We start from the raw sequence: 26,897 nt of genomic DNA, 5'->3' as shown, positions 1-26,897 counted from the left end.
GTTCACCTCCCGCCGAAGCGGTATCGCAACTCCCTCTCCACTTGACGCTGCAGCTTGCGTCCAAGCTTCAGCGCCTTCTTCAAGGGAAGCTTCCATTCGCGATTAAGATCGCTTGCCTTCAGCACTCCCGTTCCGACCCATTGCCCGTCCTCGCTCTTGGTTACAGCCATAAGACGAAGCTTCAGGAGCAGACCGAACGCGTCCATGGACTCCTTCGCTTCATCCGGGGACAGAATCCCCGCGGTCTCCAATGAGCGAATCCGGCCGACCGTGCTCGTCTCCTGAATGCCCGCGTGCACAGCCAACAGCCGGAACACGTTAACCATCGGAATATAAGCGCCGTATTTGATATCGAGGCTCCCGGCCAATTCTCCGTATCTCTCGGTCAGGAGCTGCCCGAACACGCCCACAAGCACCTTGTGCCGCAGCGTGTTCTCCATCATCCGCCTGGCGATGACCGGGGTTCCCAGGAAGTCCCGATGGAACCGTCCGTACCATCGCTCGCTCAGTTCCCGATCGCCGCCGATCAAGCGCCCGTCCGCCACGATAAGCAAGTATCGAACGTTCTCCCAGCTCGGCTCTTCGAACCACGCATCCAGCTTCCTCTCCCACGACGAGATCGACAAGCACCACTCGGGATTGGAAGCGATCACGTTCCCTTCGCAGGGAGGATAACCGATCTCGATCAGACAGTCGACCGTCAACTGCGCCAGTGTCCGGAAGTAATTCTCTAACGTCAAAGCCTCCGCCTCGTCCTGCGGATCGTCATAAATCAGGCCGCTGTCCTGGTCGCTGCTGAACGTCTGCTCGCGGCGGCCTCCGCTGCCGAAGAGCAAATAAGCATATGGCACGGGAGGAGCTCCCTGCCCCAACCGTGCCATCTCGATCTCGGCGAGCTGCAGCGCTCGCCCGATCAAGGAATCGTGCAGCTCGTTCAGATCGTCGACCAGTTCTATCACCGGAGAAGAGGAGAGAATCGCCCCCAGGCGATTCTGCTCCTCTTCCCTTATCCTTCGCAGGCTATCCGGACTCCCGGCGCCGGTGATGTCAAGCAGCCGCTTCTCCCGTTGGAGACTGGACATGCGGCTTCTTCCCTCCTGAACGGACGCCATAGAAGCAACGACCGACTTGTGTAATGGAACTTATACGTTAAGCGTTCCGGACTTCTTGAGCGCTTCAGGGTAACCGTAGTTGCCGTGCTCGCTAAGGTCGAGACCGATGATCTCTTGCTCTTCCGTGACGCGCAGGCCGATGATTTGCTTGATGACCCACAGGACGATGAAGGAAGCGACGAAGGCGAATGCGCCGCAGATGACGAAGGATTCGACTTGAACCCACAATTGGTGTCCGCCGCCGCCGTAGAACAGACCTTCCTTGCCGACGCCGACTTGAGCGACAAGCGCCGGAGTCGCGAACAGGCCGTTAGCCGCCGTACCCCAGATCCCTGCTGCGCCGTGCACGGACATCGCCGCGATCGGATCGTCGGCTTTGATCTTCTCGAAGAACATTTGGCTGAAGAAGACGAGCACGCCTGCGATCAGACCGATAACAACCGCCGCCCAAGGTTCAACGAAGGCGCAAGAAGCGGTGATGGCAACCAGACCGGCGAGCGCGCCGTTCAGCGTAACGCCGATATCGGCCTTGCCCTTGACCAGCCAGGAGATCAGCAGAGCGGCTACCGCGCCGCCTGCAGCGCCCAATTGGGTCGTGAACGCTACATAACCGAAGAACCCGTCGCCGACCGCAACCGCGGATCCGGCGTTGAAGCCGAACCAGCCTACCCACAGCAGGAGAACCGCCAGGGACGTGAACACTTGGTTATGGCCGAGAATCTCGTTCGCGGAGCCGTCCTTGTTGTACTTGCCGATCCGCGGCTTAAGCAGGATCGTCGCCGCCAAGGCTGCCATAGCGCCCGTCAAGTGAACGACCGTGGAGCCAGCATAGTCTTGCGCGCCGTCTTCGGCGAGGAAGCCGCCGCCCCAGATCCAGTGAGCGATGATCGGATAGATCACCGAACCGAACACGAGGGTGAAGATCAGGTAAACCGACAGCTTGGCGCGTTCCGCGAAGCCGCCCCAGGCGATCGACAGGGATACCGCCGCGAACGCGAGCTGGAAGACGAAGAAGATCGTCGACGGGAAGCTCTCTCCATCTTGCGCTACGATCGTCGGATCGAAGAAGAAGTTGCCGATGCCGATGAACTTGTTGAGGCTCTCGCCGGCGTCCCCGCCGAACGCGAAGCCGTATCCTACCGCCCAGTATACCAGAGAGACAAGGCCAACAGTGAAGATCGTCTTGCCCGCTACGTGACCGGCATTCTTCATTCGGGTAGAACCTGTCTCAAGAAGAATAAATCCGCCTTGCATCAAGAGAACGAGGATTGCCGCGACCAGGATCCAGAGGGCATTAAGTCCCATGTCCAGCGTTGCTGCCGAAGGTCCGTCACCTTCCGCCGCGAACGCCATTGTCGGGAAAAGCACGAGCATTGCGCCGAGCGCCACCAAACTCTTTTTGACCACTTCCGACCACTCCCTACGTGTAATGTTTCATAACATTTTAAGAAAGGCTTAGTGTCATTATAGTAAGAAGTTCACGATTTGACAATACAAAAAAAAGAAAAAACGAGGAGTTTTGGACCAAAAATCTAACATTGAAATCGTAAAATCATCGGAATGTTAAGAATTCGCATCATTTCCAGGCCTTTTTGCCCAATAATCTTGTCAAGTTACCGATCAAGGACTACGATAACTTTTTTGGGGAATATTCATAAACACCGGGTCATGTCAGGTTTCAGGCATTCTTCGCGCCGACAATGCTTCCCGTTCCATTCGCAAGCTCGAGAGGCCTTCCATTTATAAGAAGCCCAAGCCGCTCCGGCAACCGCCGCAAAGCATCACGTTTGACTGTATGGTTGGAGATGGGTATATTAAGGGGTATAGATCGTTTATAAGGAAAGAAGCTTGTTATTGCTGCTTCCCGGCAGCGGAAATGTCCAATAAGAAAGAAGGTGGAAGTCGTGCGTCAAGAATCTTCGGAACCGAAGCGCCGCCTTTATCGAATCGGAGAGCTGTCCCGCCTGACCGGCATCAGCCCCCGCACGATCGACTATTACACCGGGATGGGCTTGCTTGCTCCCGCCCAGCGTTCATCCGGCAACTATCGTTTGTATGATGATGAAACCTTGGAACGAATTCGCCGTATTGAGATGTTAAAGGCGCAGAAATTCACGCTTGATGAGATTAAGGAGAACTTCGCAACGCTTCATCGGGTCTCCCCGTCCGAGCAAGTCACCAAGCAGCTCGCGGAACTTCAGACTCACCTGACGCAGATCGAGAGACAAGTCAAGGAGCTCGAGCCCGTGATCGACACCTTGAAGCCAAGCCAGGCGAAGAAGCTGTTCCACGCCATCACCCCGCAGACGGCCGCCTGCGTCGAAGCGCTGCTGCTGCTGCTCGGCAAGAGCAACCTGATGTAACCGGCGAAGCATCCATAACGAATACGGAGGAATCGATTATGTTTTTTCACCCGATGGACTTTCTGATCATCATCGCGTTCCTGCTCTCCTTATGGGCGCAATTCAGGGTCAGCGGCACGTTCAACAAGTGGTCGGAGGTCAGCACCTCCACCGGAATGACCGGCTACGAAGCGGCGCGGCGCTTGCTTGACCGCAACGGCCTGCACGATGTCCCGATCGAGCCGATCCCCGGCAAGCTGTCCGACCATTACGACCCGGTGAACCGCGTCGTTAGATTGTCCGAGCCGGTCTACTACGAGAGCTCGATCAGCGCCGTCTCCGTCGCCTGCCATGAGATCGGCCACGTGATACAGCACAAGGAGCACTACCCGATGCTCGTCCTGCGCCACAAGATGTTCCCGGTCGTCCGCTTCGCATCCGGCATCGCGCCGTTCCTTCTGATCGCGGGCTTCCTGTTCCAGGCGATGAACCTGGTCGGCCTGGGCATCATCTTCTTCTCGGCCGCAGTCGCCTTCCAGCTCGTCACGCTGCCGGTCGAGTTCAACGCCAGCAACCGCGCGCGCCGTCTCATGGTCGCCGAAGGCTTCATCCGCAGCGACGAGGAGCGCGGAGTCGCCAAGGTGCTTAATGCCGCAGCTCTGACATACGTAGCCGCCGCGCTGATCTCGCTGCTCGAGCTGATCAAGTACATCATGATCTTCACGAGCAACCGCGACGATTGAGCAAGCAAGAACCGTCAGGGAATTATCCCCTGACGGTTTTTTTGTGTTCCCGCAGCTCGACTTCGTCCCCTTCCCGTACGCGATCCCTCTTCCCGTACCGATCCGCCTTCCTATACGCGATATCCCCTTTCACATGGCGATCCTGGCCTTCCCACGGCGACCCCCTTCCCATACCGATCCGCCCCCGCCTCCAGCCTCCCGCGCGCGATTTTATGTGGTTTTTCACATTCGTCGGCCCGGTTCCGCAGGAATCGAAGCGTTTTATATGATTTTTCGCATATATCCCGCAATTCGGGAGCAGAATGCCGCCACGAATGTGGTTTTTCGCATAAAATCGTCCAACTGACCCGTTATCGCACCGCACGAATGTGATTTTTCACATAAATCCGGTACAACCGCCGGCTATTCGAGCCTGACTCCCCGGCACTCGAGCCAAAAGAGCCCCGATCGATATCTGCGGATATCGGATCGAGGCTCTTCGTCGAGGCTCTTCATCTTGTTCAATTCGGCTGATATTCGTTGCGGAAGTAGTTCAGCAGGTAGTCGTGGAACAGCTTCACAACGGTCGACGGCTTCTCCCCAGAACGACGAATTAGCGCAATCGTTCTCGTCACGTTCGGCTCGCGAATCTTCACGACGGCGGGCATGAACGAGCTCTGCAGGCTCAGCGCCATCTCCGGGAGAATGCTCACTCCCATGCCGGCGGCGACGAAGCCGCGGATCGTATCGGTCTCCTCGCCCTCGAAGCCGATCTTCGGCAGGAAGCCGGCCGTCCGGCACGCTTCCCAGACGATCGGGCGCAACGAGTAGCCTTGGCTGAACAGAACGAAGGTGTCGTCCTTCAGTTGGCCCAAGTCGATGTACTCTTCGCCGGCAAGAGGGTGCTCCTTCGGCAGAATCGCGCACAGGCTCTCTGTGAGAATCACCTCGCCCTCCACGCGGTCGTTCTTGTCCGGCATCGGCGAGATAAACGCCAGGTCCACCTCCGCCTCGATGACGTCCCGGATCAAGGACGGGTACATCCCCTGGCGGAAGCGGAACTTCACGTTCGGATGCTTCCGACGGAAGGAGGCGATCACCTTCGGAATCAGATGCGTGCCCAAGCTGTGCGGGAAGCCGAGCCGGATCTCCCCGACCTCCGGATCGAGGAACTCGTGGATCTCGTTCACGGCGCGATCGAGGTCGTGCAGAATCTCCTCCGCGCGTCTGAGGAACAACTGGCCGACGGGCGTCAGTTGAACGTTCCTCCCCCGCTGCATGAAGAGCCTGACTCCCAGCTCCTCCTCCAAGCGATGGATCTGGCGGCTGACCGCCGATTGGGCGACGTGCAGCTCCTCGGCCGCTTTGGTGACGTGCTGCATGCGCGCCACATGAACGAAATATTGCAATTGTCGCAGTTCCACCTGACTTCTGCTCCTTCCGGGTAGTCCATAGAACTCGTTCCCTGATGATCCGTTACGAGCGGCGCGCCTTCAAGCCGAACAGCCCGTACAGCGCGAATCCCATCACGAGGCCGCCCAGATGAGCCCAGTAGCCGACGTTCGGGACGATAAACGAATAGATGAGACCGGTCGCCAGGATGCCGTATACGGTCGTCCTGGAGCCGTTGTCGAGCCGCTGGCGCTCGAACAGGCATATATAGAGATAGGCTCCGTACAGCCCGTAGATGGCCGTGGAAGCCCCCACGCCGACCATGCCTTCCTTGGCCGCCCAGATGGCGATGGCATTGCCCAATACGCCGGTGACCAGATAGAAGATGGCATAGCGAACGTGGCCGAATATTCGCTCCAAGGGGGCGGCGAAGACGAAGATCGCGAACAGGTTAAAAATAAGATGCGACCAGCCTCCGTGCAGGAACAGCGCGGCCGCGCAGCGCCAGATGCCGTCATAGCCCGGTATGCTGGAGATCGCGCCGAGACGAAGGAGATTCCCGTACGTGAAGCCTCCCGAGGCCAGCTCGACGAAGAACATCGCGATGCACGCAGCCAGAATAAGCGAATTGATCGGGTACAGACGCAAGTACTGCCTCCAGCTCTCGTAGCGGACGAAGATCATGAAGACCCTCCTTTTCCTCAGATGATGTTATTCTCTTCCGGTTATTGGACAACGATTATTGCCAAAGTTTATAATGGAGGTCGGCAAGGCCATAATGATGAAGGAGGTCATTCCCGCCCATGAGTCAAGAACGCGCGAATGTCGCGACATTCAAAGGCAATCCTCTCACCTTGGTAGGACCCGAGCTTAAGGTCGGCGAGCAAGCGCCGGACTTCCAACTTAACAAGAACTTGCTGGAGACCGCTTCCCTCCAGGATTACGCCGGCAAGGTCAAGCTGATCAGCGTCGTGCCGTCCATCGACACCGGCGTCTGCGACGCGCAGACCCGCCGCTTTAACGAAGAAGCGTCGAAGCTCGGAGAAGGCGTCGTCATTCTGACGGTCAGCGCCGATCTCCCGTTCGCTCAAGCGCGTTGGTGCGGAGCTGCAGGCGTCGATCGCGTCGTGCTTCTCTCCGATTACAAGGATAACTCCTTCGGTAAGTCTTACGGCGTACTTATTAAAGAGTTCCAACTGGATATGCGCGCGATCTTCGTTCTGGATGCGGACAATAAGATCAGCTATGTAGAAGTGCTTAAGGAAATGACCGAGCACCCGGACTACGACGCGGCCGTTGCCGCCGTTCGTTCCCTGCTCTAACCTTGCTCCGCCCCATCTCCCGACGCGCGAAAGCGCCGCAAAAAAAAGCGAGCCAAGGCCATCCGCCTTCCTCGCTTTTTTTACTGGGGTGCGGTCGCACCTGTATATTCGATTGTGCTCTTTATGCTTTGTAAGCGGACAGCTTCTTGTCGAGAACGCCGTAGATCTCCTGGATAACGCGATAGTTGGCGCCGAGATCGCCGAGAGATCCTCTGGAAGCCGAGTAAATATCGACGGCCGATCGTCCGGGACCCGTCCCTACGATCTGAATCGTGATATCCATCGTCCGTCCGGACATCGTGCGCTTCTCCATGACAATCTCTCCGATGTTCGGAACCTCATGGAGAATCTTATAGCCCTGCATCTTCTTCAGGATAGACGCAATCTCTTCCCACGCCTTATCCTTGGACATACGGTAATAATGGGACTTTAGCTTTGGATCTTTCGCCTTGTCTCCCGTATGCTCCTGGCTGCGGAACAATCCGATGAGCACTCGCTTAAGCAATACACATTCTCTCCCTCCGGGTGCCATATGCGCTTCTATTCATCATAACACGCTTGTCCCGGGGATTAAAGGAATTTATAAGAAAAAAACCCGCTCTGCCGTTCGACGCGCATGTTTCTGAACCCGCTCTCGCAGGTGGGTGTCCTCAGTCCCAGCTTTTGACTTCCCCTTTCGAGGGCATGTCAGCCGCCGGACAATTCGAACTCCCGTTGAAACAGCCATTGGTTCAAAACAATATATCGTCGTAACGCACATCGCAGGAGTAAGAACATTATAAACACGGACTCGGCAAAAGTAAACCCAAAGACCGCCGGCTGTTCTTATTTGTTCTCTTCGTCATCCTTCGTCGGGGAATCCTCGATCGGAAGCGCTTCTTCATCGTCTCCGGCAGCTTCGTTCTTCGCCTGCATCTTCTGAATCGTCTGATAGAAGTTAAAGAAGGCGAAGACGGCGATGAGACTGCCCATGAAGAACGGAATGAGGAAGGTGAACTTGAACACGCTGATGTACAGGATGAAACCGCTCACAATCGCCGTGGATAACGAACGCAACGGGCGGCCGATCGTCAGAATGACCGCGTTCTTGATCAGTTGCAGCGTCTTCATGTGGAAGTGCGAGAGCAGCGAGAAGAACTGGAACATCGAGACGAACAGCAGCACCATAAGCGCAAGGAACAGGATCGCGAGAACGCCGAAGCCCTTGAGGTCCTTCAGGTAGACCTGGTAGTCCACGACCAGGACGGCGAACAGAACCGCATAGATGACTCCGCCGAGCATGGCTTGTACATAATTCTGCTTGTAGCTGCGGAAAAAAGTCTTGAACAGCGGAACGTCCGTGTCTCCCATCACCCACTTCCGGGCGACCGAGAACATAGCCGAGGTCGCCGGAAACAGGGTAAACGGGGACAGAATGGAGATGACGATCACGTTCGCGACCAGTTGCCCCGTGCTCTCCGTTGTCAGGAGAGCCGTGAAGGCGAAGAAGAATACCGGTATCGAACAGATGACCCAGAGTACGTTCGTTACGGACAATCGCATGATCCACTCCGAGATCTTGTAAAAGCCGCCCATCATGCCCCGCATTTCCATGGGTATTCCTCCCTAGCTGCCATCATATGGTGCGATTAGATGTTGACGTAATCCTCGTTGCGGGAGCTGCGCGATTCCTCGCGTCTGCTGTCGCCGCGGAAGCCGCCGCCGTCCTCGCGGCGTCCGCCGCCCTCACGGTAAGGCTTGCGATAGCCGCCGCCCTGACCGCCTTGGCTGCCGCCATTGCCGTTGTAACCGCCGCGGCGCTCGCCGCCGCCGTTGTAGCTGCCGCCTTCGCGACGCTGACCGTAACCGCCGCGTCCTTGGCCGCCGTAGCTGCCGCCGCCGCCTTCGCGACGACCATAGCCTCCGCGCCCTTGACCGCCGCCGCCGTAACCGCCGCTGCGTCCGCCGAAGCCGCGCTTCTTGGAACGGATCGGGTCTTCCGGCGTCAGTTCGACCGATACGTCCTTCTTGTCGCCCGTCAGCAGCTTCATCGCCGCCGCAAGCAGTTGAACGGAGTCGTATTGCTCGAGCAGTTGTGCCGCTACCCACTTATACGCATTGGTGTCTTCTTCGTTCCCAACCGCTTCGATAATTCTCTCCGCGATAACGCGTTGCTTGCCTTCCATCGCTTCGCTGAGCGTCGGAAGAGCCTTCTTGGAGATGCGGTGACGGGTGATCTTCTCGATGAAGTGCAGATGATCCGTCTCGCGAGGAGTGACGAACGTCCAGGACGTTCCTTCCTTGCCCGCGCGGCCCGTCCGGCCGATCCGGTGAACGTAGCTCTCCGGGTCTTGCGGAAGGTCGAAGTTGATGACGTGCGTGACGCCCGAGATGTCCAGACCGCGAGCGGCGACGTCCGTTGCGACGAGCACGTCGATGCTGCCGTCGCGGAACTTGCGCATAACCGCGTCGCGCTGGTTCTGCGACAGGTCGCCGTGAAGGCCGTCAGCCGCATATCCTCGCTTCATGAGCGCTTCGGACAGCTCGGCGACGCGGCGCTTCGTGCGTCCGAAGATGATCGCCAGCTCCGGAGGCTCCATGTCGAGAAGGCGGCACAGTCCGTCGAACTTCATCCGCTCCTGAACCTCGATATAGAATTGTTGAATGTTCTTGTTCGTCGTCTGCGTCTTCGGAATCATGGAGATATGCTCCGGATTCTTCAGGAACTGCTGGGCCAGCTTCTGGATGTTCGTCGGCATCGTCGCCGAGAACAGCAGCGTCTGACGCTCTTCCGGCACGAGGCTCAGGATCGACGTGATGTCTTCCATGAAGCCCATGTCCAGCATCTCGTCGGCTTCGTCGAGCACGACGGTCTGAACGTCGTCGAGACGGATCGTCTTCCGGTTGATGTGGTCAAGCAGACGTCCCGGCGTACCGATGATAATCTGCGGGCGGCGCTTCAGTCCGCGAATTTGGCGACCGATGTCTTGACCGCCGTAGATCGGCAGCGAACGAATGCCCTTCGTGCGTCCCAGCTTCTCAATCTCTTCCGCAACTTGAATGGCGAGCTCGCGGGTTGGCGTCATGATAAGCGTTACAATGCGATCCTCGGAGGGGGCGATCTTGCTTACGAGGGGAATCCCGAAGGCTGCGGTTTTACCTGTTCCTGTCTGGGCCTGGCCAATCATATCTCGACCGCTGAGAGCGACGGGAATCGCGTGTGCTTGAATCGGGGTCGGCTCTTCGTAACCCAAATCGGTAATGGCTTGAAGAACGTCCGGCTCCAATCCGAATTCTGAGAATGTGCTCAAATTTTTTTCAAACTCCTTCTGTAATGGTGCCTTATTCAAAATCGGCTTCCCAAAAAAAATATACAAACAATTATACCACAAACGACACTGGAAACTCCAGTCATTCTCTTACACGCAAAATTTGGGCTTGCTGCATCCTTCTCCTCCTTCGATTCCGACTCCTTCTGAATGACCGTTCTTGACCGGGGAACTCTAATCCGACAAGGGCTCACACGGATCAAGGAGGCGCGATTGCGGATGACGAACGGGAAGGCTCTGGCTATCGGCATCGCCATTATGCTGGTATCGTCGGCGGCGATTGCGGCCGGCTTCCGGCTGCTCATCATTCCCGAGGGGCTGCTCAGCGGCGGACTGTCCGGGGTGGCGATCATCGTCGGGTACATCTCCGGCTGGAACATCGGCATCCTTTATTTTGTCCTGAACATCCCGGTTTTGATGTGGGGGCTTACGGCTCTGGGCCGCAGGTTCATCCTCCTCAGCATCGCCAACGTCGCGTTCACCACCTTGTTCATGCAGATCATCCCGCTTGGCGACCTGACGGACGAGCGGCTCATCTCCTCGGCGTTCGGGGGAGCGCTCGTCGGGGCGGGAACCGCCGTCGCGCTCCGATACGGAGGGTCCTCCGGCGGCTTCGACATCATCGCTTCCATTATTTCTCGCAAACGCGATCTCCCCGTGGGCATACTTATCTTTATTCTGAACACGGCCGTCGTGTTAGCGCTCGGGCTCTACAATCGCGATTGGGATGCCGCCTTTTATTCTATGCTGTCGATCTTCGTGACGGGAAAAGTTATCGACGCCGTCCACACCCCGCATCGCAAGGTGACCGCCTTCATCGTGACGAACCGGACGAGCGAGCTGGCGGGCCGTCTGCTGCGAATTCCGCGAGGCGTGACGATCCTTCGGACGAGAGGAGCCTACACGAGCGAGGAGAAGGACATGCTCATGACCGTCACGACAAGGTACGAGCTCGCGGAGCTGCGCAAGCTCGTCCGCGACGTGGACCCGCAAGCGTTCGTGAACGTCGTCCAGACCATCGATGTCATCGGCGAATTCCGCAAGAAGCCCCTCCATTAACCATCCGCCGCCGCCCCTCCTCCTTCGCAGGTCCCTGGCCTCTCTTCCCGTTTTCGCCATTTTCCTACAAAATACCCCTGTCTCCCTCTTCCAATCTCGTTTATAATCGGGACAAAGAGACATGGGGAGAGAGATTCGATGGACATTCTGCTGGCGTTGTTCTTCCTTCTTCATTCTGCGACAAGCGCGTTGACGGGCGGCAAGCCGGAGACGGGCCCGATCGGCCAGCTCGTCCATGCGGTCCATGAGTATCAATCCCAAGCCGGAGGCGGAGAGGCCGGGGGCGGAGAGGCCGGGGGCGGAGAGGCCGGGGGCGGAGAGGCCGGGGGCGGGAACGGCGCCCAAGGGACGGATATGCCCGAAGCGGACCCGCAGCCGGACGCCCCTATTATTAAGGGAATATATGTTACCGCTTACAGTGCGGGCGGCGCTCGCCTGTCCAGCCTGCTTGATCTCGTCGACAAGACCGAGCTCAACGCCATGGTCATCGATATCAAGGACGACAACGGCTATATCACCTACAAGACCGACAATGCCGAGCTGCTGGAGCTGGGAACCGCGCAGCCGTTCATCAAGGATATCGGCGGCCTCATGGAGACGCTGGCTGCGCATCAAGTGTACCCGATTGCCCGGGTCGTCGTGTTCAAGGACACCATCCTGGCGAAAAAACACCCCGAGCTCTCGTACGTGACGGCGGACGGAAGCGTGTGGGCGAACGGCAAGGGCGACAGCTTCGTGAACCCTTACCGGAAGGAAGTATGGGACTACAACGTCGAGATCGCGAAGGAAGCGGCCGCCCTCGGCTTCAAGGAGATTCAGTTCGACTATGTGCGCTTCCCGGAAGGCTTCGAGAAGAAGGCCGACTCGCTCGCGTTCGACAAGACCGAAGAGAGCCGCGTCGACATCGTCTCCGACTTCGTTCACTATGCGCGCGAGCAGCTTGCTCCGCTTGGCGTCCGCGTGTCCGTCGACATCTTCGGCTACGCCGCCTCCGTGCCGGCCGCGGAAGGAATCGGGCAGGACTTCGTCAAGATCTCCGAGGCGGTGAACGTGATCAGCCCGATGATCTACCCGAGCCACTACAGCACCGGCTGGTTCAAGCAGCAGAACCCGGACACCGCGCCTTACGCCACGATCAAGGGGGCGACGGAGGACACGCTCAAGAAGCTGGAGCCGCTGGGGGACGGCAAGCCGGTCATTCGCCCCTGGATTCAGGACTTCACGGCCAGTTGGCTCGGCAAGGGTCACTACATCAAGTATGGCGCCGCGGAAGTGTCCGCGCAGGTGAAGGCGCTGAAGGACATGGGAGTCGACGAGTTCCTGCTCTGGAACGCGGGCAACAAGTATTCGGCCGGGGCGACGTATGCGTATTGAGCCTTTAATCTCGATTATTCTCTGGCCGGGCCGGGCCGGGCCGGGTCGGGTCCGCTTGCCGATCCGGCCCATTGGCTATTGGCTCGGCTTGCCTCATCTGCCCCCCTGGCCTCATTCCCACCTTGCTCGCTTTGCCTACCTTGCTCGCTTTGCCTACCTTGCTCGCTTTGCCTACCTTGCTCGCTTTGCCTACCTTGCTCGCTTTGCCTACCTTGCTCGCTTTGCCTACCTTGCTCGCCTTGCCCACCGTACTCACCTTGCCCCCTTTGCCCATTCTGCCCACCGTACTCACCTTGCTCACCTTGCTCACCTTGCCCCCTTTGCCCCCGGGCAGCTCACTTTTCGATTTTATGTGGTTTTTCACATTCGTTGGCTCGGATTGGGGGGAATCGCGGGGTTTTATGTGGTTTTTCGCATAGATTCGGCACAACGGGCCGGAAATTTCTCCACGAATGTGATTTTTCGCATAAAATCGGGCAAAGTGGCTGGTTTCGGGCATCGCCAATGTGATTTTTCATATAAAATTCGATGGCCGAGCGGGCAGCAGGGGTGGAACAATGGCGGCTCGCGGGGTGGCGAGCTTATGAACTGGCGGACGCGGGTCGCGGCGGGACATTGGGTTGTCGAGTTAGTTGATTGGCGAGTTGCTGATGTCGAGTTGGCGGCGCTGAGGCGGCGGATCGGTCCGGTGGCAGGGCGCGGGGTGGCGGGACGGAGACTCTAGCGGCAGCCGGCCTCCGTCCCTTGTGTCAGCGCTCGAATGGTGCTGGCGCATTAGCCGCTTCGCCGCCCGGATAGAGCGTCGAATTCGACAGCCGCTTCGGCTGCGGAAGCGGCGACGACGCATACGTCGAGCGCAGCTCCAGCGGCACGCTTGAATAGATGTGCGCCCATTCGTCGGTGTAGAGGACGACCTGCTCCAGCCCGGTGCCGCACAGATCGGCGTGGACGGCATAGCCTTCGGTCGGGAAGCCGACGACGACGCGCATGTCGCCGTCATAGAGCGCGGGCAGCATCCCGCCGCGCCGGAAGGCGAGAATGTAGTCGGGCGCGTCCGGCTCCCAGTTGGACAGCGTATCGATGATCGTCAGCCACCCGTCGGCAGCGCGATCCTCCTTCCACAGCTCCTTCCCTGCCGAGTCGAGCAGGAACAGCCCGTCCTTGCCCTTCAGCCCCTTGCCGTCGTCCTCGCGCGTTATCCGATCGAGTCCGGCGATCTGCAGGCCCGGCAGCTCCGGCCGGAAGCGGCCGAGCGCGATGTGCTGCGACTCGATCGAACCCGAGTACCGCCACAGCTCGTTGCCGCTTGCGTCATACATAACGGTGACGCTGCCGCCGATGACGAGCTCCGGCTCGCCGTCCCCGTTCACATCGCCGACCCAGATGCAGTCGGCATGATCCTCGAGATCGCGGCAGCTCCAGAGCGGCGTCCCGTCATGATCGAGCAGGTCGTACCCGACCATAATCTCGTCGAGGCCGTCCCCGTCGAAGTCGTAAACCCACGGGTAATGCCCGGTGTTGCCCTCGTGCTTCCACAGCACCTGTCCGTTCCGATCGAGCGCCCACATCGTGCGATAGCGATCCTTCAGCAGCAGGTCGCCGGCGAAGCCGCCGCCCGTAAGCCGCGCCGCGACGATGCAATCGTGCGCCTCGGGATGGGGCAGCGCGAACGCTCGCTTGGGCTCTCCCGTCGCGCCGTTCAGGACAAGCAGGCGGTCGTGCATGACGCACACGACCTCCAGCCGGCCGTCGCCGTCGAGATCGACGACCTGGGCCGGATAGTCCGAGCCCTGCGAGCCGGCGCCGGCGTCCGGCTTGCCGCGCTGCCAGAGCATTCGCCCATCGAGATCGTAGGCGGTCAGGCATTGGGTCTGATGCGGAATATAACGAACGTCCTGCCGATTGTCCGCCTGCACAAGAACCAGCTCCATCCTCCCGTCTCCGTTCAAGTCTCCCAGCAGTATTTTGCAACGGGGTCCTGCCTGACGGATATCGATGCAACCTGCCAAGCTCGCGGTTGCCGCTCCGGTGTCGGTCATCCTGTTCGCTCCCCTTCCCTAATTGCGCGTTATTGACGGCTTAGCTCACGGTAATGAGTCGGCGTCATGCCTTCCAGCTTCTTGAAGATCCGGTTGAAGTAGCTGTGCTGATAACCGACAAGCTCCGCGATCTCGTTGATTCTAAGCTCCGTCTCCCGCAGCAGCTCCTTCGCCTTGTCCGTCCGCAGCTCCGTCAAGTAATCGATGAAGTTCTTCCCGGTCACCTGCTTAAACGTCTTGCTGAGAAAAAACGGGTTGCAGCCGACCTGCTCGGCACAGTTGTCGAGCGAGATATCGCATCTGTAGTTGGTCTGCAGATAGATCATCGCCTGCTCGATCATCCGCTTCACCTGCGCGTCCGAGCGGCTTGCCAGCTCCACCTGGAACGGCTGCAGCACTTGCTTGCGGAACCAGGCGAGCATCCGCTTCGGCTCCCTTATCTGCGAGAGCTGCTCGTACGGATTGTCGCCCTTGAACAAGCGCCCCGGATGAATGCCGGACACCATGATCGCATGCTGGACGTTGCCGAGCAGATGGAGCATGCCTTGCTGCACGTCGTACTCCTTCGCCCCTTCGCACGACAGCGCTTCGAGGAACGCCTCGAGCAGCCGCTCCGCCTCCTCCTCTTGCCCGGTGCGCAGCGCCTGAATGAACTCCCGCTCGAGCGTGAACGGATAGCGCATGTCATCCGACGTCCCCCCCGGCGCCAGGCTCGATTCCATATCGATAATCTGATCGACGTTCGCAAGGCTCCGGTAGCCGGCCGCCTGCTTCGCTTGCTCGTACGAGAGCGGAACGTCGCTGACGCGGCCGATCGGCCGGCTGATCGCGACGGCAATGCGCATGTTCAGAATCCGGTTGACGGACTGGGTCAGTTCGTCTCCGAACGCCTTGAGCGCCGACTTGTAATCGCCTCCGTTCGGAACAACGACGAGCAAGCCGGCAGTCAGATCGTGGAAGTTGATCGTGCTGCTCTGCTCGAAGTGGCTGTCCGCCAGCTCTCCGATCATATTGACCGCGGCGAACGTCACCAGCCCCTCGTCGCCTTCCCGGAAGCGCCCCTCCTGCGCTTCGATGCCGATCAGCTGAATGTGGAACACGATCATGCTGCGATCTTCCAGACGCCACTTCAGCTGTTCCATCCGACTAAGCAGATCCTGCTCGGAATACGCGTACAGATAACCTTGCAGCAACTGATGCAGGAAGCTCTCCTTCATCTGCGGCAGCTGCTCGGTCAGCTTCGTGTTCAGCTCGAGGCTTCTCTCGTGAAGACTGAGCCACTTGCGCTCGATGAGCGCGAACTCGTCCTCGCGGGCAGTCTCGCCGTCGGAATCGCCGAACAGCGTTACAAGGCGCTTCACGGGAGAGTAGATGCGGCTCGAAGCGAGCCAGGCGAGCAGCGCGGCAAGCAGCAGGACGGCGACGCTGACCGAGATGATGACTTTGGAGATCATAACGATGGGCGACGTAATATTCGAGATGGGGGAAGCCGATATGTAGAGCCACTCGTCCGCGATGCGCGAGAGCCGCCCGTACGAGACCGTATAAGTCGAACCGTTCCAGTTAAGGAAAAACGATCCGTTCCGATGCTCCTCCGCCGCAACCTTCTCCCGCAGCAGCGTCGCAAGCGGCGATTCGTAAGCGCTTCCATTGCCCGAAATAAACAAAGCTCCCGTCGTATTTACCAGCAGCGTCTCGCCGTCGTTGTACGGAGTCATCGTCTGCAGCAGGTTGGCGAACTTGTCGCCGCTGAACCGGAAGACAAGAACGCCGAACGGCTTCATGCTCCCTCCCGGAATGCTGTGAACGAGCGCGAGCTCTTTGTTCTCCGGGTGCTTCGGGTCGAACGACCATTGCGTCCAATACGTCTCGCGCGTGCTGTCGATAAGCGGCTCATAGAGCTGCCTGGTCATCTCGTCGTCACCAAGCGCCCCGTATTCCGGGTTGAACAGCACCCTCGTCTTCCCTTCCACGTACAGCTCCGCCTGCTTGACCATCGCATTGGAGCCTTGCATCGCAATCAGCGTCTTTGTCAGGTCGATCGTCTTCTCGAAGCTTCTCACGAAGTCCAGGTCCATCAGCTCGCTGCCGAACTTGTTGTCGAACGCCCAATGGGAGAGGAGCAGCTCCAGATTGCTCAGTTGGTCGTCCATATTGTGCGAGCGCTGTTCAATCTGCCTGTAATGGAGCTGCAGCAGCTCGGATTCCATCCGCCCGCCTGCAATCTGGTACACGAGAGCGCCCGTAATGACGCCGGGGATGCCCGAGACGAGGAAGATCATAATCAGGCTCTTCGTATAGAAGCGACCGAACCTGGCCGATGAACGCGCAGCCCGCCGGCCAATTCGCGACATTATCGATGACAGCATGTATCACCCAACCGTTCCACTAGTAAGATCGCCTTCCGGCTTTATCCAAGAATACCTCAACCGGCGGGATCAGGAAAGCAAAGCCGCTCCCGATAAGCCGAACAAGACCGCCCGGATGCGGTCCGGACGGCCTTGACCGCGATTAAATTGTCACTTGCCGGCCGCCGCGTACAGCTCGTTCATCTCCTTCGCGAGGTCGTCGCCGCCCGACTTCTTCCACGTATCGAACGCGGCGAGCAGCTCCTCTTCCGACGCCGTGCCGACGATAAACTTGATGCGCGCATCGTTGATGATGTTATCCAACTGCTGTCCCTTCTGCGAATACACCGTCGAGATGAACGGTTCGGCCGGATTCGCCACGACATATTGCTCCGCTTCCTTCTGGATCTCCGCCGTCTGCAGGCGCAGCGGCGTCTGCTTGACCTTAAGGCCCGTATCCGCCGGAATGTACGGCAGCATCTGGTTCAGCCCCTCCACCTCGGACTCCAGCAGAGCCGTATCCTTGCTGACGACGATATCGCTGCCGTCAAGCGTGTAGTGCTTGCCTTCAATGCCGTAGCCGGCAAGCGTCTGAAGCTTCGGATCGTTCAACTGGTCAAGGAAGGCGAGGACGCGCTTCAGCTCCTCTTCGGTCTTGACCGTCGACTTCGGAATCGCCAGCATGCCGGCGAAGCCCGACGTCGGCAGCGCGCGGAGACCGTAGTCGCCGGTTACGCCGATCATATTGTCCACGTAGTGGATGTCCGGATTGTCCTTGCCTTCCGCAGCCAGAGCCGCGTGGATCTTGTCGTCGAGCCGGGCGGCGCCGTCGGTAACGTCGACGATGACGCCCGCTTGGTTGTTGACGACCGGATCGTTCCACTTCGCGCTGTCGAAGACGGCGAAGTCCTGATTGATCAGCTTCTCTTCATACAGCTTCCGCATGAACTTGAGCGCGTTCAGATAACCTTCTGTTTGATGCTCGGGCACGAGCTTGCCGTCGACGACGCCCCACTTGTTCGGAGAGCCGAACCACAGCTTCATAATGTCGAAGCCGCTCGCCCATTGGCCGGTCCACTTGACGAGAACCATGCCGTACGTGTCGTCCTTGCCGTTCTTGTCCGGGTCCTGCTCCTTGAACGCCTTCAGCATGTTGTAGAAGTCGTCGATCGTCTTCGGCTGCTCGAGGCCGACCGCCTCCAGCCAGTCCTTGCGATAATTGATGCCGTTGCGGCCGAGCGCGCGGCCGCGGTAGATTCCGTACGTCTTGCCGTCGATCGAAGAGTTGTTCAGAATGACTTCGTTCGCTTGGCTCAGGTACGGAAAATCCTTCAGATAACCGCCCAGCTCCCAGAACGCGCCGGACTTCGCCGCTTTGACGAAGCTCGGGTTCTTGACGTCGCCGACATAGATGATCGAAGGCAGCTTGCCCGAAGCAAGCGTGATGTTGAATTTGTCCGCATACGATGCATTCGGCACCCATTCCAGATGAATGTTCGTATTGGTCGCCTGCTCGATCGCGGTCGTCACCGGACCGTCATCCTTCGGATAGTTTGTCTTGAAGATCGGAAGCATGATGCTGAGATCGAGCGGCTCCTGCTGGGCGGCAGGCGTCGCGGACGACTGCTCGGCCGCGCTCGAAGCCGGACCCGACGATTCGGCCGCGCTGCCGCTCCCGCTGTTCCCCTTGTTCCCGTTGTTCTCGTCGTTGCCGCCGCAAGCGGCCAGCGAACCGAACGCAACGGCCCCTGCTGCCAGCATCGCCAATGTTCTCTTCGTGAATCTCATTCCTGTTCCTCCCTCTCTTATACAATCGGAATAATCGTTGCCCGCCGACACGCGGCGAAGCGGATAAGCTATATCGCAATCCGTTACCCCTTGACCGAACCGATCAAGACTCCTTTGGCGAAGTGCTTCTGGAGGAACGGATACACGAGCAGAATGGGAATGGTGCCGACGATAATTACCGCCATCTTGATCGATTGCTGCGCTTGCTGAACGTAGTTGTAATCGACGCTGTCCGCGCTGCCGGCCGCCATCTGGGAGAGCAGCACGATCTGCCTCAGCAGCACCTGAAGGGGCCATTTCCAGGGATCGTTGATATACAGGAGCGCCGAGTAGAAGTTGTTCCAATGCCCGACCGCATAGAACAACGTGAAGGTGGCGAGAACCGGCATCGATAGCGGAAGCACGATCCGCCACAGCAAGCTCAGATCGGCGCAGCCGTCGATTCTGGCCGCTTCCTCCAGCTCCGGCGGCAGCTCCTGGAAGAAGTTTTTGACAATGATCAGGTTAAACGCGCTGATTGCGCCCGGCAGCATAAGCGCCCAGAAGGAATCCAGCAAGCGCAGATCGCGGACGACCAGATAGGTCGGGATAAGGCCGCCGCCGAACAGCATCGAGAAGATGATGAGGTTCATGATCGCATTGCGGCCCCAGGTGCCGCGCTTGGACAGCGCATAGGCCATCGTGACGGTGAAGATCAGGTTGACGGCCGTCCCCACGATAGTGACGTATAAGGAGTTGAACAGGCTATGCAGAATGGTATCGGTTGAGAAAATATACTTGTACGCGGTTATCGAGAACGAATGCGGGATGATGAAGAAGGCGCGCCGCGTCAGCTCCGTATCGCTCGCGAACGAGCCTGCGAGCACGTAGAGGAACGGGAGGACCGCGACGATGCCGATCGTCGCCAGCACGATGTAATTCGCGACGTCGAAGATCGTTCCGCCCAGCGTTCGATATCGGGTATTCATGGGCATGTGCCTCCTTCTGCGGAATCGGGATCGGGATGGACACTCAATAGATGCCGCTCTGGCCGAAGCGCTTCGCCAGCCAATTCGCGCCGAGCACGAGAATGACGCCGACGATTCCCTTGAACAGGCCGACGGCCGTACTGTAGCTGAACGCGCCTTGCGTAATGCCCATCATATAGACGTAAGTATCGAACACTTCCGCGACCTCGCGGTTAAGCGGGTTCAGCATCAGGTATATCTGCTCGAAGCCGTTGTCCAGCACGTCCCCCATCCGAAGAATGAGCAGGATCACAATCGTGTTGCGAATCGAGGGAAGCGTAATGTGCCACAGCTGGCGCCAGCGGTTCGCGCCGTCCATGTACGCCGCTTCGTATTGCTCGATATCGACGCCGGCCAGCGCCGCCAGGAAAATAATCGTCCCGAAGCCGCTCTCCTTCCAGATCGTCTGGGCGATGATCAACGGCCGGAACCATCCCGGACTCGTCAGGAAGTCGATCGAGCTCCCGGTGTGCTTCTCCAGCAGACCGTTGACGACGCCGCCTTGCGTAGTCAGAAGCACGTACGTCAAGCTCGCTACGATAACCATCGAGATAAAGTGCGGTACATAGATAAGCGTTTGGACCGCACGCTTGAACACCAATCGGCGAACCTCGTTCATCAGCAGCGCGAGCACGATCGGCACCGGGAAGTAGAAGACCAGATTGTAGAACGACAGCACCAGCGTGTTGCGAAGCAGCATGCCGAATTCCATATTGCCGAAGAACATCCTGTAGTTCTCGAAGCCGATCCAGGGACTCTTCCAGAACCCGAGGTACGGCTGATAATCCTGGAAGGAGATCAGCAGCCCCCACATGGGCACGTATTTAAAAATAATGAAGTACAGCAGGCCGGGGGCCATCAAGAAGTAAATCCACCTGTCTCTCTTCAGCCTTGCCGTCACGCTCATAAGCAAGATGTCGCCTCCCCTGCGCAATGCGATGGCCTAGCGCGTTATGCGTCATGCGTAGTGCATAGTGCTTCATGCGCTCCAGCGGTCATGGACCCTATTATGTATCCGCTTGCATTTTCTGCCAATGAGACATTTTTGACGCGGTGCGGCAACCGTCCCGAGGCGTGGCGGACGCCCGTTCGATGCACGCCTTATGCCTTGGAGCAAGATAGTGCAAACCGGTTAAAACAGGAGAAACGCGCCCGCTAGTCCGCCAGAGGAACCTTGGACCAGTCGATGTCCGACGCCAGGTAGAAGCTCGTGCAGCACGGCTGATTGTATGCGACGTTCTGCCAGGCGACGCCGACCCGGTACTGCGGGTCGTGCATCAGCGTGTACAGCTTGCGGTGCGTCAGCTCCGTGCTTAAATAGATGCGAATGGCCGAGCTGTCCGCGGTGCGAACGAGCAGTTCTTCCCGCCAGTCGCCGAACAGATCGGCGACAAGGCAAGGATTGCCCTTCGTGCCGTTGTTCGACCGCGCGCCTTCGGCCAGCAGCATTCTCCCCCTTCTCCAATCATTGATCTCGATATCCTCGTCGAACGAGCCTGCGACGATCTGGGTCGTCATATCGGCGGCCCAGCGGATGCTCATGTTCGTGCCGGGCGCGCGCGCGTCGATCCGCTCCCCCTTGGCCGACAGCAATCCGCCCGTATCCCGGCTGTGAATGTCTTCGCTCGACCACATCTGCAGCCCGCGCACGTCGGGGACGACCTGCCCGATCATGCCGCGGCCGACATCTCCGTCGGCGAAGGCGCCGTGAAGCACCTCGCCCGTCGCCGCGTCGCGCAGCGTATAGCCGTACGGAGCGTGCACTCCGTTCTCGTGCACCATGAAGATCTCCAGCCCCGGACGGTCCGGATCGATATTCGCGACATGCAGCGCATCGCCGTGGCCGAGCTTGGCATACGCGCCCGGGCTCGAGCTTCCTTCCGGCAGAATGCCGCCCGAGCTGTATGCAATCGAGCCGTCATGGTCGATCGTGGCCGCTCCGTAGACGATCTCCTGACAGCCGTCTCCGTCCACGTCGGCCACGCTTAAGGAGTGCGCCCCCTGCCCCGCGAGGCTTCCGTGGCTCGGACTATCCCCATCCCTGAGACGAAGCGTATCGGCAAAAGGATTGTTCATCCGCACCCATCCGCTATCTGCGCACCAGAGCTCTCTCAAGCTTTTCCCATCCCATCCGTAGGCGACAGCCGCAGCCCTCGTGTAGTAACCGCGCGCGAACACCGCATAGGGATTCGTGCCGTCCAGATAGGCCACACCGGCCAAGAAGCGGTCGACGCGATTGCCCGGCTCGATCCGGTTCCACGAATAATCGCCCCACATAAGACCGTCGTCATGCCTTCCCGGCTTGTAACGGATCGTCTGAAGCTCCTCGCCCGTCTCGCCGCGGAACACGGTCAAATATTCCGGTCCGCTCAGGATAAAGCCTTCGAACTCCCTTAGCCGGTTCCGCTCGCTGCGGGACGGAGCGTACACGTCCAGGAAGTAAGCCGTCAGCCGCTCGGCGTCTTCCCTCGACAGCGGATACTCGTATCGGCGCTCGATGCCGAAGCATTCCTCGAGGGCGGCCGGCCAGCGCCCGGCAATGACCTCTTCATGCTCATGCCAATGCAGGAACAGCTCCGTCAGGTGCTCCTCGTAATCGCGCGAGCTCATCCGATAGTCGTCCTCCTGCCGGCATCCGGCTTCTTCATCCTCGGGCAAGAGACGAACAAAGGTCTCGGATACGCGGTTCCTGTCGGCATCGTAGCGGATCGTTCGGGTGCCCGGCGCCGTCTTGAGCATCAGCTCGGCTCTTCCGTCGCCGTCGAAGTCGTACACGAGAAATTGCGTATAATGGGCTCCGGCGCGTATATTGACTCCGAGATCGATGCGGTACAGCAAGGTGCCGTCCAGCCTGTAGCAATCGAGATACACCGGTCCCGTGTAGCCGGAATGGGAGACGTCATGCGAGTTCGACGGGTCCCACTTGACGAACAGCTCGTATTGACCGTCGCCGTCGACATCCCCCACGCTCATGTCATTCGCCGAGTACGAGTAAGCTTCGCCTGCCGGCGTAACGCCGGCTTCGGGCTTCAGCAGCGGCAGCTCGGTACAGGCGTTCGCCCACGGCTGGACCTCCCGGCTGCGATCCGTCTCCTTGCCTCCGCTCACCGCTCTCACCTCGTATCGGGATTCCGGGGTGCCGTCGCGATCCACATAATTTGTGCTGTCCGCAACGGTCGCAATCGAGCTGCCGTCCCGGTATACGCGAAAGTCGGTTCCCATCAGCCCGCGATCCGAATAGCCGGTCGCTTCCTCTCGCAGCAGCCGCCAACTTAAGAACACGCCTTCCGGAACCGTCGCCGCAACGAGTCCGCGATCAAGCCGCTCCAGGCGCATCCTTAATCCGGACTGAGACTGAGCAGCGCGGTTGTCGGCACGATGATTGCTGTTCATGGCAAGCCCTCCATTCTGAAGCAGCTTCATCGTAGAACGCCCCGCTTTTTCCGGCAATCGGACATTTTTGCCCTGCGGTTTGGATAATCTGGCGCGACTCGCACTTTCTTGACGGAACAAAAAAACGCCCAACGGCGTCCTTTGAGTGCGAGCTTTTGTACTCCTATCCATCGACTCCAGCGTCATGCAGCAAGGCGCTATCCCCCTTCTGCTCGTTTATGCCTCTTCTCCCAACGGCTCAGGAACCTCTTGGATCTTGGCTCTTCGCCGCCCCCCTCCCGCCGCCGGGTGATCCCCACTCCTTCCCCTCCTGAACGAACGGGAGAGGAGACCTAATGCCGCCAGAGGGGGAAAAGGCGCGGGGGAAAAGGCGCGGGGGAGAATGTGCGGGGGGAGAATGTGCGGGAGGAGAAGGCGCGGGGGAGGAGGCGCGGGGGAGGAGGCGCGGGGGAGGAGGCGCGGGGGAGGAGGCGCGGGGGAGGAGGCGCGGGGGGAAGCGTTGCCGCGTACCGGATGCATGGCAAGCGGATCTCTAGGCGTGGTGCGCGGCGCTCCTCTCCCGCTCGGTGAGCCCCTATCGTAGGGGGGAGACAAACGTTCGGGTAGTCATAGCGGTTTTTCGCATAAGCATGACGGTCGAGACATCGCGCCCTGACCGTTCCACCCAACGCTGTTCGCATCTCCGGTCCAACGTCTTTTGTCCTCTGATCCTCCAGCTCTTGCCCTCTGATCCGCCTGCTTTTGCGATTTTATGTGGTTTTTCACATTCATCGGTTTGAATGAGCCGCTTTCTCGGCGTTTTATGTGATTTTTAGCATACATGCGGCAACGGAAGCCGGAATTTTCTCTATATAGGCTATTTTTCACATAGAATTGTCTAAACCACCCATTATCGCGCTGCACGAATATGAAATTTCACATAAATTCGGGGGCGGAGGGTTGGTGATCGACGGGGCGCAGGTTCAGCAGATCAATTGGGCATTATTGCCTGCAGTTTGGATAATCTGGCGCGGTTCGCGCTTTCTTGGCAGGAACGCAAAAACCGTCCTCTGGAGGCCGGTCGGACAATTCCTTCCGACGTCCACAGGACGGTTTATCGCGGATTGTTTCTTAATGAAATAATCTATTATTGGGCCAAACGAATCGCCAGGTTGTACAAGTCCATGTTGAAGCCCTTCTTCGTCGTCGTTACCTTGTCGATATCCGTCGTCACGAGCTCGCCCTTGACGATGCCGCAGCCCTTCCCGGAATCGCCTTCGGTCAGCCTCTGGACGGCGAAGTCGCCGAGGCGGCTGGCCAGAATGCGGTCGTTGTGCGTCGGCGTGCCCCCGCGCTGGATGTGCCCGAGCACCGTCACGCGCGGCTCGATGCCGCAGTGGCCGGTCACCTCGCGGGCGATGTCCTCGCCGCGGCCGGCGCCTTCCGCCACGATGATGATGCTGTGACGCTTGCCGTTCTGGAAGTTCTCCTTCATCCGGTTCGAGATCTCCCTCACATCGAACGGAACCTCCGGCACGAGGATCGATTCGGCGCCGCTCGCGAGGCCCGCATAGAGAGCGATGTCCCCGCAGTGGCGGCCCATCACCTCGACGATGGACGAACGCTCGTGCGAGGTCATCGTGTCGCGCAGCTTGTTGATCGCATCGACGACGATGCTGACCGCCGTGTCGAAGCCGATCGTGAAGTCCGTGAACGGGATGTCGTTATCGATCGTGCCCGGAAGGCCCATCGTCTTGATGCCGAGCTTGCTCAGCTTGTTCGCGCCTTGGTAAGAGCCGTCGCCGCCGATGACGACGAGCCCGTCGATGCCGAACTTGCGCAGCACCTCCGCGCCGCGTTGCTGGCCTTCCGGCGTCACGAATTCCTTGCAGCGGGCGGTCTGCAGAATCGTGCCCCCGCGCTGGATAATATCGCCTACGCTGCGAAGGTCCATCGGACGGAGGTCCTCGTTAAGCAGCCCCTGGTAGCCGCGCTGAACTCCGTATACCTCCAGGCCGCGGAATAATGCGCTTCTGACGACCGAGCGAACGGCCGCGTTCATTCCTTGGGAATCTCCGCCGCTCGTCAACACGGCGATTTTCTTGACTGCGCTCATGTTCATTCTCCCTTCAAGTAGGTATCTCTCTCCACTCTTGCTCTCGTTGTTACATGGCCTTGCGTATCCAATGGCTGTTCAGCCAGAAGAACACTCTTGTCCACGGGCTTCCCTTCATCAATTGCTTGGCGGTATGCTTGACGTCCTCCTGGTGCCTGACCTTCGGATCGGACAGGTACAGCGCGACAAGCCCTTCCACGATCATCCGATGGAAGCCGGAGAACGGAAGCCGATCCGCGGAAGCCCGCGCCGCCTGCACCATCCGCAGCATTCTCCGGTCCAGCTCCTCCTGGCTCTCGTAGTAGCTGCAGAAGTTCAGATCGCCGCCCAGCTTGTCCTCCGCTTGGTCGATCAAGTAATCGAGGAGGATGTGAAGCCCGTTAATGGATGGAAAATAAAGCTCTCGTATCGCTTGTCCGTCGGAACGCTTCAAGCTCTCGTCGCTGGCGGCGAGGAACAGCATGAACATCCCGAGAGTCGAGCCGGTCGCGGCTGCGAATTCGTTCCACTTGAGCTCCGGGTACCGGCTCTTGTGCAGCTCCCACCATTCCAGAAGCTTCGGTTCCCGCCGCTCCACGGCGATATGCTTGTACACCTGAAGGTCGCCGTAGAGCGAGACGAGCTCCCGAACCTCCTCCTGGACAAGCGGATAAGAGGGCAGGGCCGCGACGCACTCCTGGCACTTCCGAACAAGCCGATGAAGGTAGCCTCCGTCGTCCTGTTCCTCGCGCAGCTCGTAATAATTCGCAAGCGGCGCCCCCGGCGTCACCGCATCCAGCATGCTGCGATGCAGCAGCCGGAAGTCGTCGGGGTCGAGAGAAGTGCTCCGGTCGCACAGGTTATCCAGATAATCGCTGATCGTCTGGAGCGCGACGATCAAGGGCAGCAGAGTGTCCTTGGCTTGGAGATTGGCGGCAGCGTACACGCCGCCGCCAATGCAGTGGAATTCCTTCGCCGTCATGCTATCGATCGCCTGCTTCCGCAGCTCGGGGTCCGGAATCTTCTCCGCCTGCTCCCTCCAGCCGCCGAGCTCGCGCTTCACGCCCTTCAGAACGTGCTTGTAGACCCGAGCCATCAAGGCGAACGGGCCTCTGGGCGATCGTCCTGCCAACAAGTTGTTATCGGTCAATTGCGTACCTCCAGATGCGCAGAAGACTTAGCCGTGCGGCTTCGTCTGTTCTTCGAAATTCGGCTCCGTCCGATACCAGATATGCAGATCGTTGATCCGGCTGGCCAGCTCGGCGATTCCGGCGTTAAGCCGACAAGACCGGTCGAAGTTATCCTCATCGCTCAGCTCGTCCTGCAGCTCCCGAATCCGCTCTTCGAAGCCGCGGACCCGATCCGGAATCGTGCCGCGAATCGCTTCCCACACTTCCAGCAACGCCATTCGCTCGTCCAGACCGATCTGTTCCCAAGGAAGGGTTGGAATCGGTATGGCAATGCCCAGTCGTTCGTTAAACGCAAACTGGGCGTTCACCCAGCCCGGGTCAACCCCATCGTCCATCTTCCTCCCGCTCCCCATGTCATTCTCTAATTTATCATTTCAGAAAGTCTAAATCCAGTCAAAATCTCTCTGAAAACATCCCCCCTGCCCGA

General features: G+C 59.0%; 22 protein-coding genes and 1 other RNA gene. 5 read left to right on the top strand and 18 right to left on the bottom strand.

Features of this window, described 5'->3' with window-relative positions:
* Window positions 1-2: 2 nt before the first annotated feature.
* Together E6C55_RS04120 and E6C55_RS04115 are read right to left on the bottom strand one after the other, a co-directional pair.
* Complete coding sequence (locus E6C55_RS04120) at window positions 3-1,082, bottom strand: DUF294 nucleotidyltransferase-like domain-containing protein (RefSeq protein WP_136368501.1); 1,080 nt, start codon at window positions 1,080-1,082, stop codon at window positions 3-5.
* 60 nt (window positions 1,083-1,142) lie between these two features.
* Window positions 1,143-2,519 (bottom strand): ammonium transporter, encoded by a 1,377-nt coding sequence (locus tag E6C55_RS04115; protein ID WP_136368500.1) that lies wholly within the window; start codon window positions 2,517-2,519, stop codon window positions 1,143-1,145.
* A gap of 497 nt (window positions 2,520-3,016) precedes the next feature.
* Between E6C55_RS04115 and E6C55_RS04110 the strand changes: the two genes are divergently transcribed.
* Both E6C55_RS04110 and E6C55_RS04105 read left to right on the top strand, forming a co-directional pair.
* The gene (locus E6C55_RS04110) at window positions 3,017-3,475 is read left to right on the top strand and encodes a MerR family transcriptional regulator (RefSeq protein ID WP_136368499.1); all 459 of its coding nucleotides are present in this window, start codon (window positions 3,017-3,019) and stop codon (window positions 3,473-3,475) included.
* Window positions 3,476-3,513: 38 nt separating this feature from the next.
* Window positions 3,514-4,197 (top strand): zinc metallopeptidase, encoded by a 684-nt coding sequence (locus E6C55_RS04105; RefSeq protein ID WP_136368498.1) that lies wholly within the window; start codon window positions 3,514-3,516, stop codon window positions 4,195-4,197.
* A 500-nt stretch (window positions 4,198-4,697) separates the two neighbouring features.
* Here the strand turns inward: E6C55_RS04105 and E6C55_RS04100 are convergent, their stop codons facing one another.
* Together E6C55_RS04100 and E6C55_RS04095 are read right to left on the bottom strand one after the other, a co-directional pair.
* The gene (locus E6C55_RS04100) at window positions 4,698-5,600 is read right to left on the bottom strand and encodes a LysR family transcriptional regulator (RefSeq protein ID WP_136368497.1); all 903 of its coding nucleotides are present in this window, start codon (window positions 5,598-5,600) and stop codon (window positions 4,698-4,700) included.
* 52 nt (window positions 5,601-5,652) lie between these two features.
* Window positions 5,653-6,252: a rhomboid family intramembrane serine protease gene (locus tag E6C55_RS04095; protein WP_136368496.1), complete on the bottom strand. Its 600-nt coding sequence runs from the start codon at window positions 6,250-6,252 to the stop codon at window positions 5,653-5,655.
* Between the two features lie 119 nt (window positions 6,253-6,371).
* Here E6C55_RS04095 and tpx point away from each other — a divergent pair, with 119 nt between their 5' ends.
* Complete coding sequence (gene tpx / locus E6C55_RS04090; protein ID WP_136368495.1) at window positions 6,372-6,890, top strand: thiol peroxidase; 519 nt, start codon at window positions 6,372-6,374, stop codon at window positions 6,888-6,890.
* Between the two features lie 121 nt (window positions 6,891-7,011).
* On the opposite strand, the gene E6C55_RS04085 is transcribed toward tpx, so the two are convergent.
* The 4 genes from E6C55_RS04085 to E6C55_RS04070 form a co-directional block, all read right to left on the bottom strand.
* Window positions 7,012-7,395 carry a DUF1499 domain-containing protein gene (locus tag E6C55_RS04085; RefSeq protein ID WP_136368494.1) on the bottom strand — a complete coding sequence of 128 codons (384 nt, stop codon included), beginning with the start codon at window positions 7,393-7,395 and terminating at the stop codon, window positions 7,012-7,014.
* Between the two features lie 83 nt (window positions 7,396-7,478).
* A non-coding RNA gene (ssrS, locus tag E6C55_RS04080) (6S RNA) lies at window positions 7,479-7,661 on the bottom strand.
* 54 nt (window positions 7,662-7,715) lie between these two features.
* Window positions 7,716-8,483 (bottom strand): YesL family protein, encoded by a 768-nt coding sequence (locus E6C55_RS04075; protein ID WP_136368493.1) that lies wholly within the window; start codon window positions 8,481-8,483, stop codon window positions 7,716-7,718.
* 35 nt (window positions 8,484-8,518) lie between these two features.
* On the bottom strand, window positions 8,519-10,180 hold the full coding sequence (locus E6C55_RS04070; RefSeq protein WP_136368492.1) for a DEAD/DEAH box helicase: 1,662 nt from the start codon (window positions 10,178-10,180) through the stop codon (window positions 8,519-8,521).
* 237 nt (window positions 10,181-10,417) lie between these two features.
* On the opposite strand from E6C55_RS04070, the gene E6C55_RS04065 reads away from it, so the two are divergent.
* Both E6C55_RS04065 and E6C55_RS04060 read left to right on the top strand, forming a co-directional pair.
* Window positions 10,418-11,257, top strand: a complete 840-nt coding sequence (locus tag E6C55_RS04065) for a YitT family protein (protein WP_136368491.1) — start codon at window positions 10,418-10,420, stop codon at window positions 11,255-11,257.
* 138 nt (window positions 11,258-11,395) lie between these two features.
* Window positions 11,396-12,631, top strand: a complete 1,236-nt coding sequence (locus tag E6C55_RS04060) for a putative glycoside hydrolase (protein WP_136368490.1) — start codon at window positions 11,396-11,398, stop codon at window positions 12,629-12,631.
* Between the two features lie 4 nt (window positions 12,632-12,635).
* Here the strand turns inward: E6C55_RS04060 and E6C55_RS33620 are convergent, their stop codons facing one another.
* The 10 genes from E6C55_RS33620 to E6C55_RS04010 form a co-directional block, all read right to left on the bottom strand.
* The gene (locus tag E6C55_RS33620; protein ID WP_168735447.1) at window positions 12,636-12,932 is read right to left on the bottom strand and encodes a hypothetical protein; all 297 of its coding nucleotides are present in this window, start codon (window positions 12,930-12,932) and stop codon (window positions 12,636-12,638) included.
* A gap of 448 nt (window positions 12,933-13,380) precedes the next feature.
* Window positions 13,381-14,670 (bottom strand): FG-GAP-like repeat-containing protein, encoded by a 1,290-nt coding sequence (locus tag E6C55_RS04050; RefSeq protein WP_136368488.1) that lies wholly within the window; start codon window positions 14,668-14,670, stop codon window positions 13,381-13,383.
* 29 nt (window positions 14,671-14,699) lie between these two features.
* On the bottom strand, window positions 14,700-17,039 hold the full coding sequence (locus tag E6C55_RS04045; RefSeq protein WP_230986519.1) for a helix-turn-helix domain-containing protein: 2,340 nt from the start codon (window positions 17,037-17,039) through the stop codon (window positions 14,700-14,702).
* A 150-nt stretch (window positions 17,040-17,189) separates the two neighbouring features.
* Window positions 17,190-18,806, bottom strand: a complete 1,617-nt coding sequence (locus E6C55_RS04040; RefSeq protein WP_136368487.1) for an extracellular solute-binding protein — start codon at window positions 18,804-18,806, stop codon at window positions 17,190-17,192.
* A gap of 83 nt (window positions 18,807-18,889) precedes the next feature.
* Window positions 18,890-19,774, bottom strand: coding sequence for a carbohydrate ABC transporter permease (locus tag E6C55_RS04035; protein WP_136368486.1), 885 nt, complete (start codon window positions 19,772-19,774; stop codon window positions 18,890-18,892).
* 43 nt (window positions 19,775-19,817) lie between these two features.
* Window positions 19,818-20,720, bottom strand: a complete 903-nt coding sequence (locus tag E6C55_RS04030) for an ABC transporter permease (protein ID WP_136368535.1) — start codon at window positions 20,718-20,720, stop codon at window positions 19,818-19,820.
* 248 nt (window positions 20,721-20,968) lie between these two features.
* Window positions 20,969-23,206, bottom strand: coding sequence for a rhamnogalacturonan lyase (locus E6C55_RS04025; RefSeq protein ID WP_136368485.1), 2,238 nt, complete (start codon window positions 23,204-23,206; stop codon window positions 20,969-20,971).
* A 1,126-nt stretch (window positions 23,207-24,332) separates the two neighbouring features.
* Window positions 24,333-25,301 (bottom strand): 6-phosphofructokinase, encoded by a 969-nt coding sequence (gene pfkA / locus E6C55_RS04020; protein ID WP_136368484.1) that lies wholly within the window; start codon window positions 25,299-25,301, stop codon window positions 24,333-24,335.
* A 49-nt stretch (window positions 25,302-25,350) separates the two neighbouring features.
* A complete protein-coding gene (locus E6C55_RS04015; protein WP_136368534.1) occupies window positions 25,351-26,376 on the bottom strand; it encodes a tetraprenyl-beta-curcumene synthase family protein in 1,026 nt (341 codons plus the stop codon).
* Between the two features lie 81 nt (window positions 26,377-26,457).
* Window positions 26,458-26,805 (bottom strand): hypothetical protein, encoded by a 348-nt coding sequence (locus E6C55_RS04010; RefSeq protein WP_230986518.1) that lies wholly within the window; start codon window positions 26,803-26,805, stop codon window positions 26,458-26,460.
* Window positions 26,806-26,897: the final 92 nt, after the last annotated feature.

Origin of the sequence: Cohnella fermenti (assembly GCF_004801405.1) — a bacterium.
Lineage (GTDB): Bacteria > Bacillota > Bacilli > Paenibacillales > Paenibacillaceae > Cohnella > Cohnella fermenti.
This window is presented reverse-complemented; position numbering and strand designations above follow the sequence as displayed.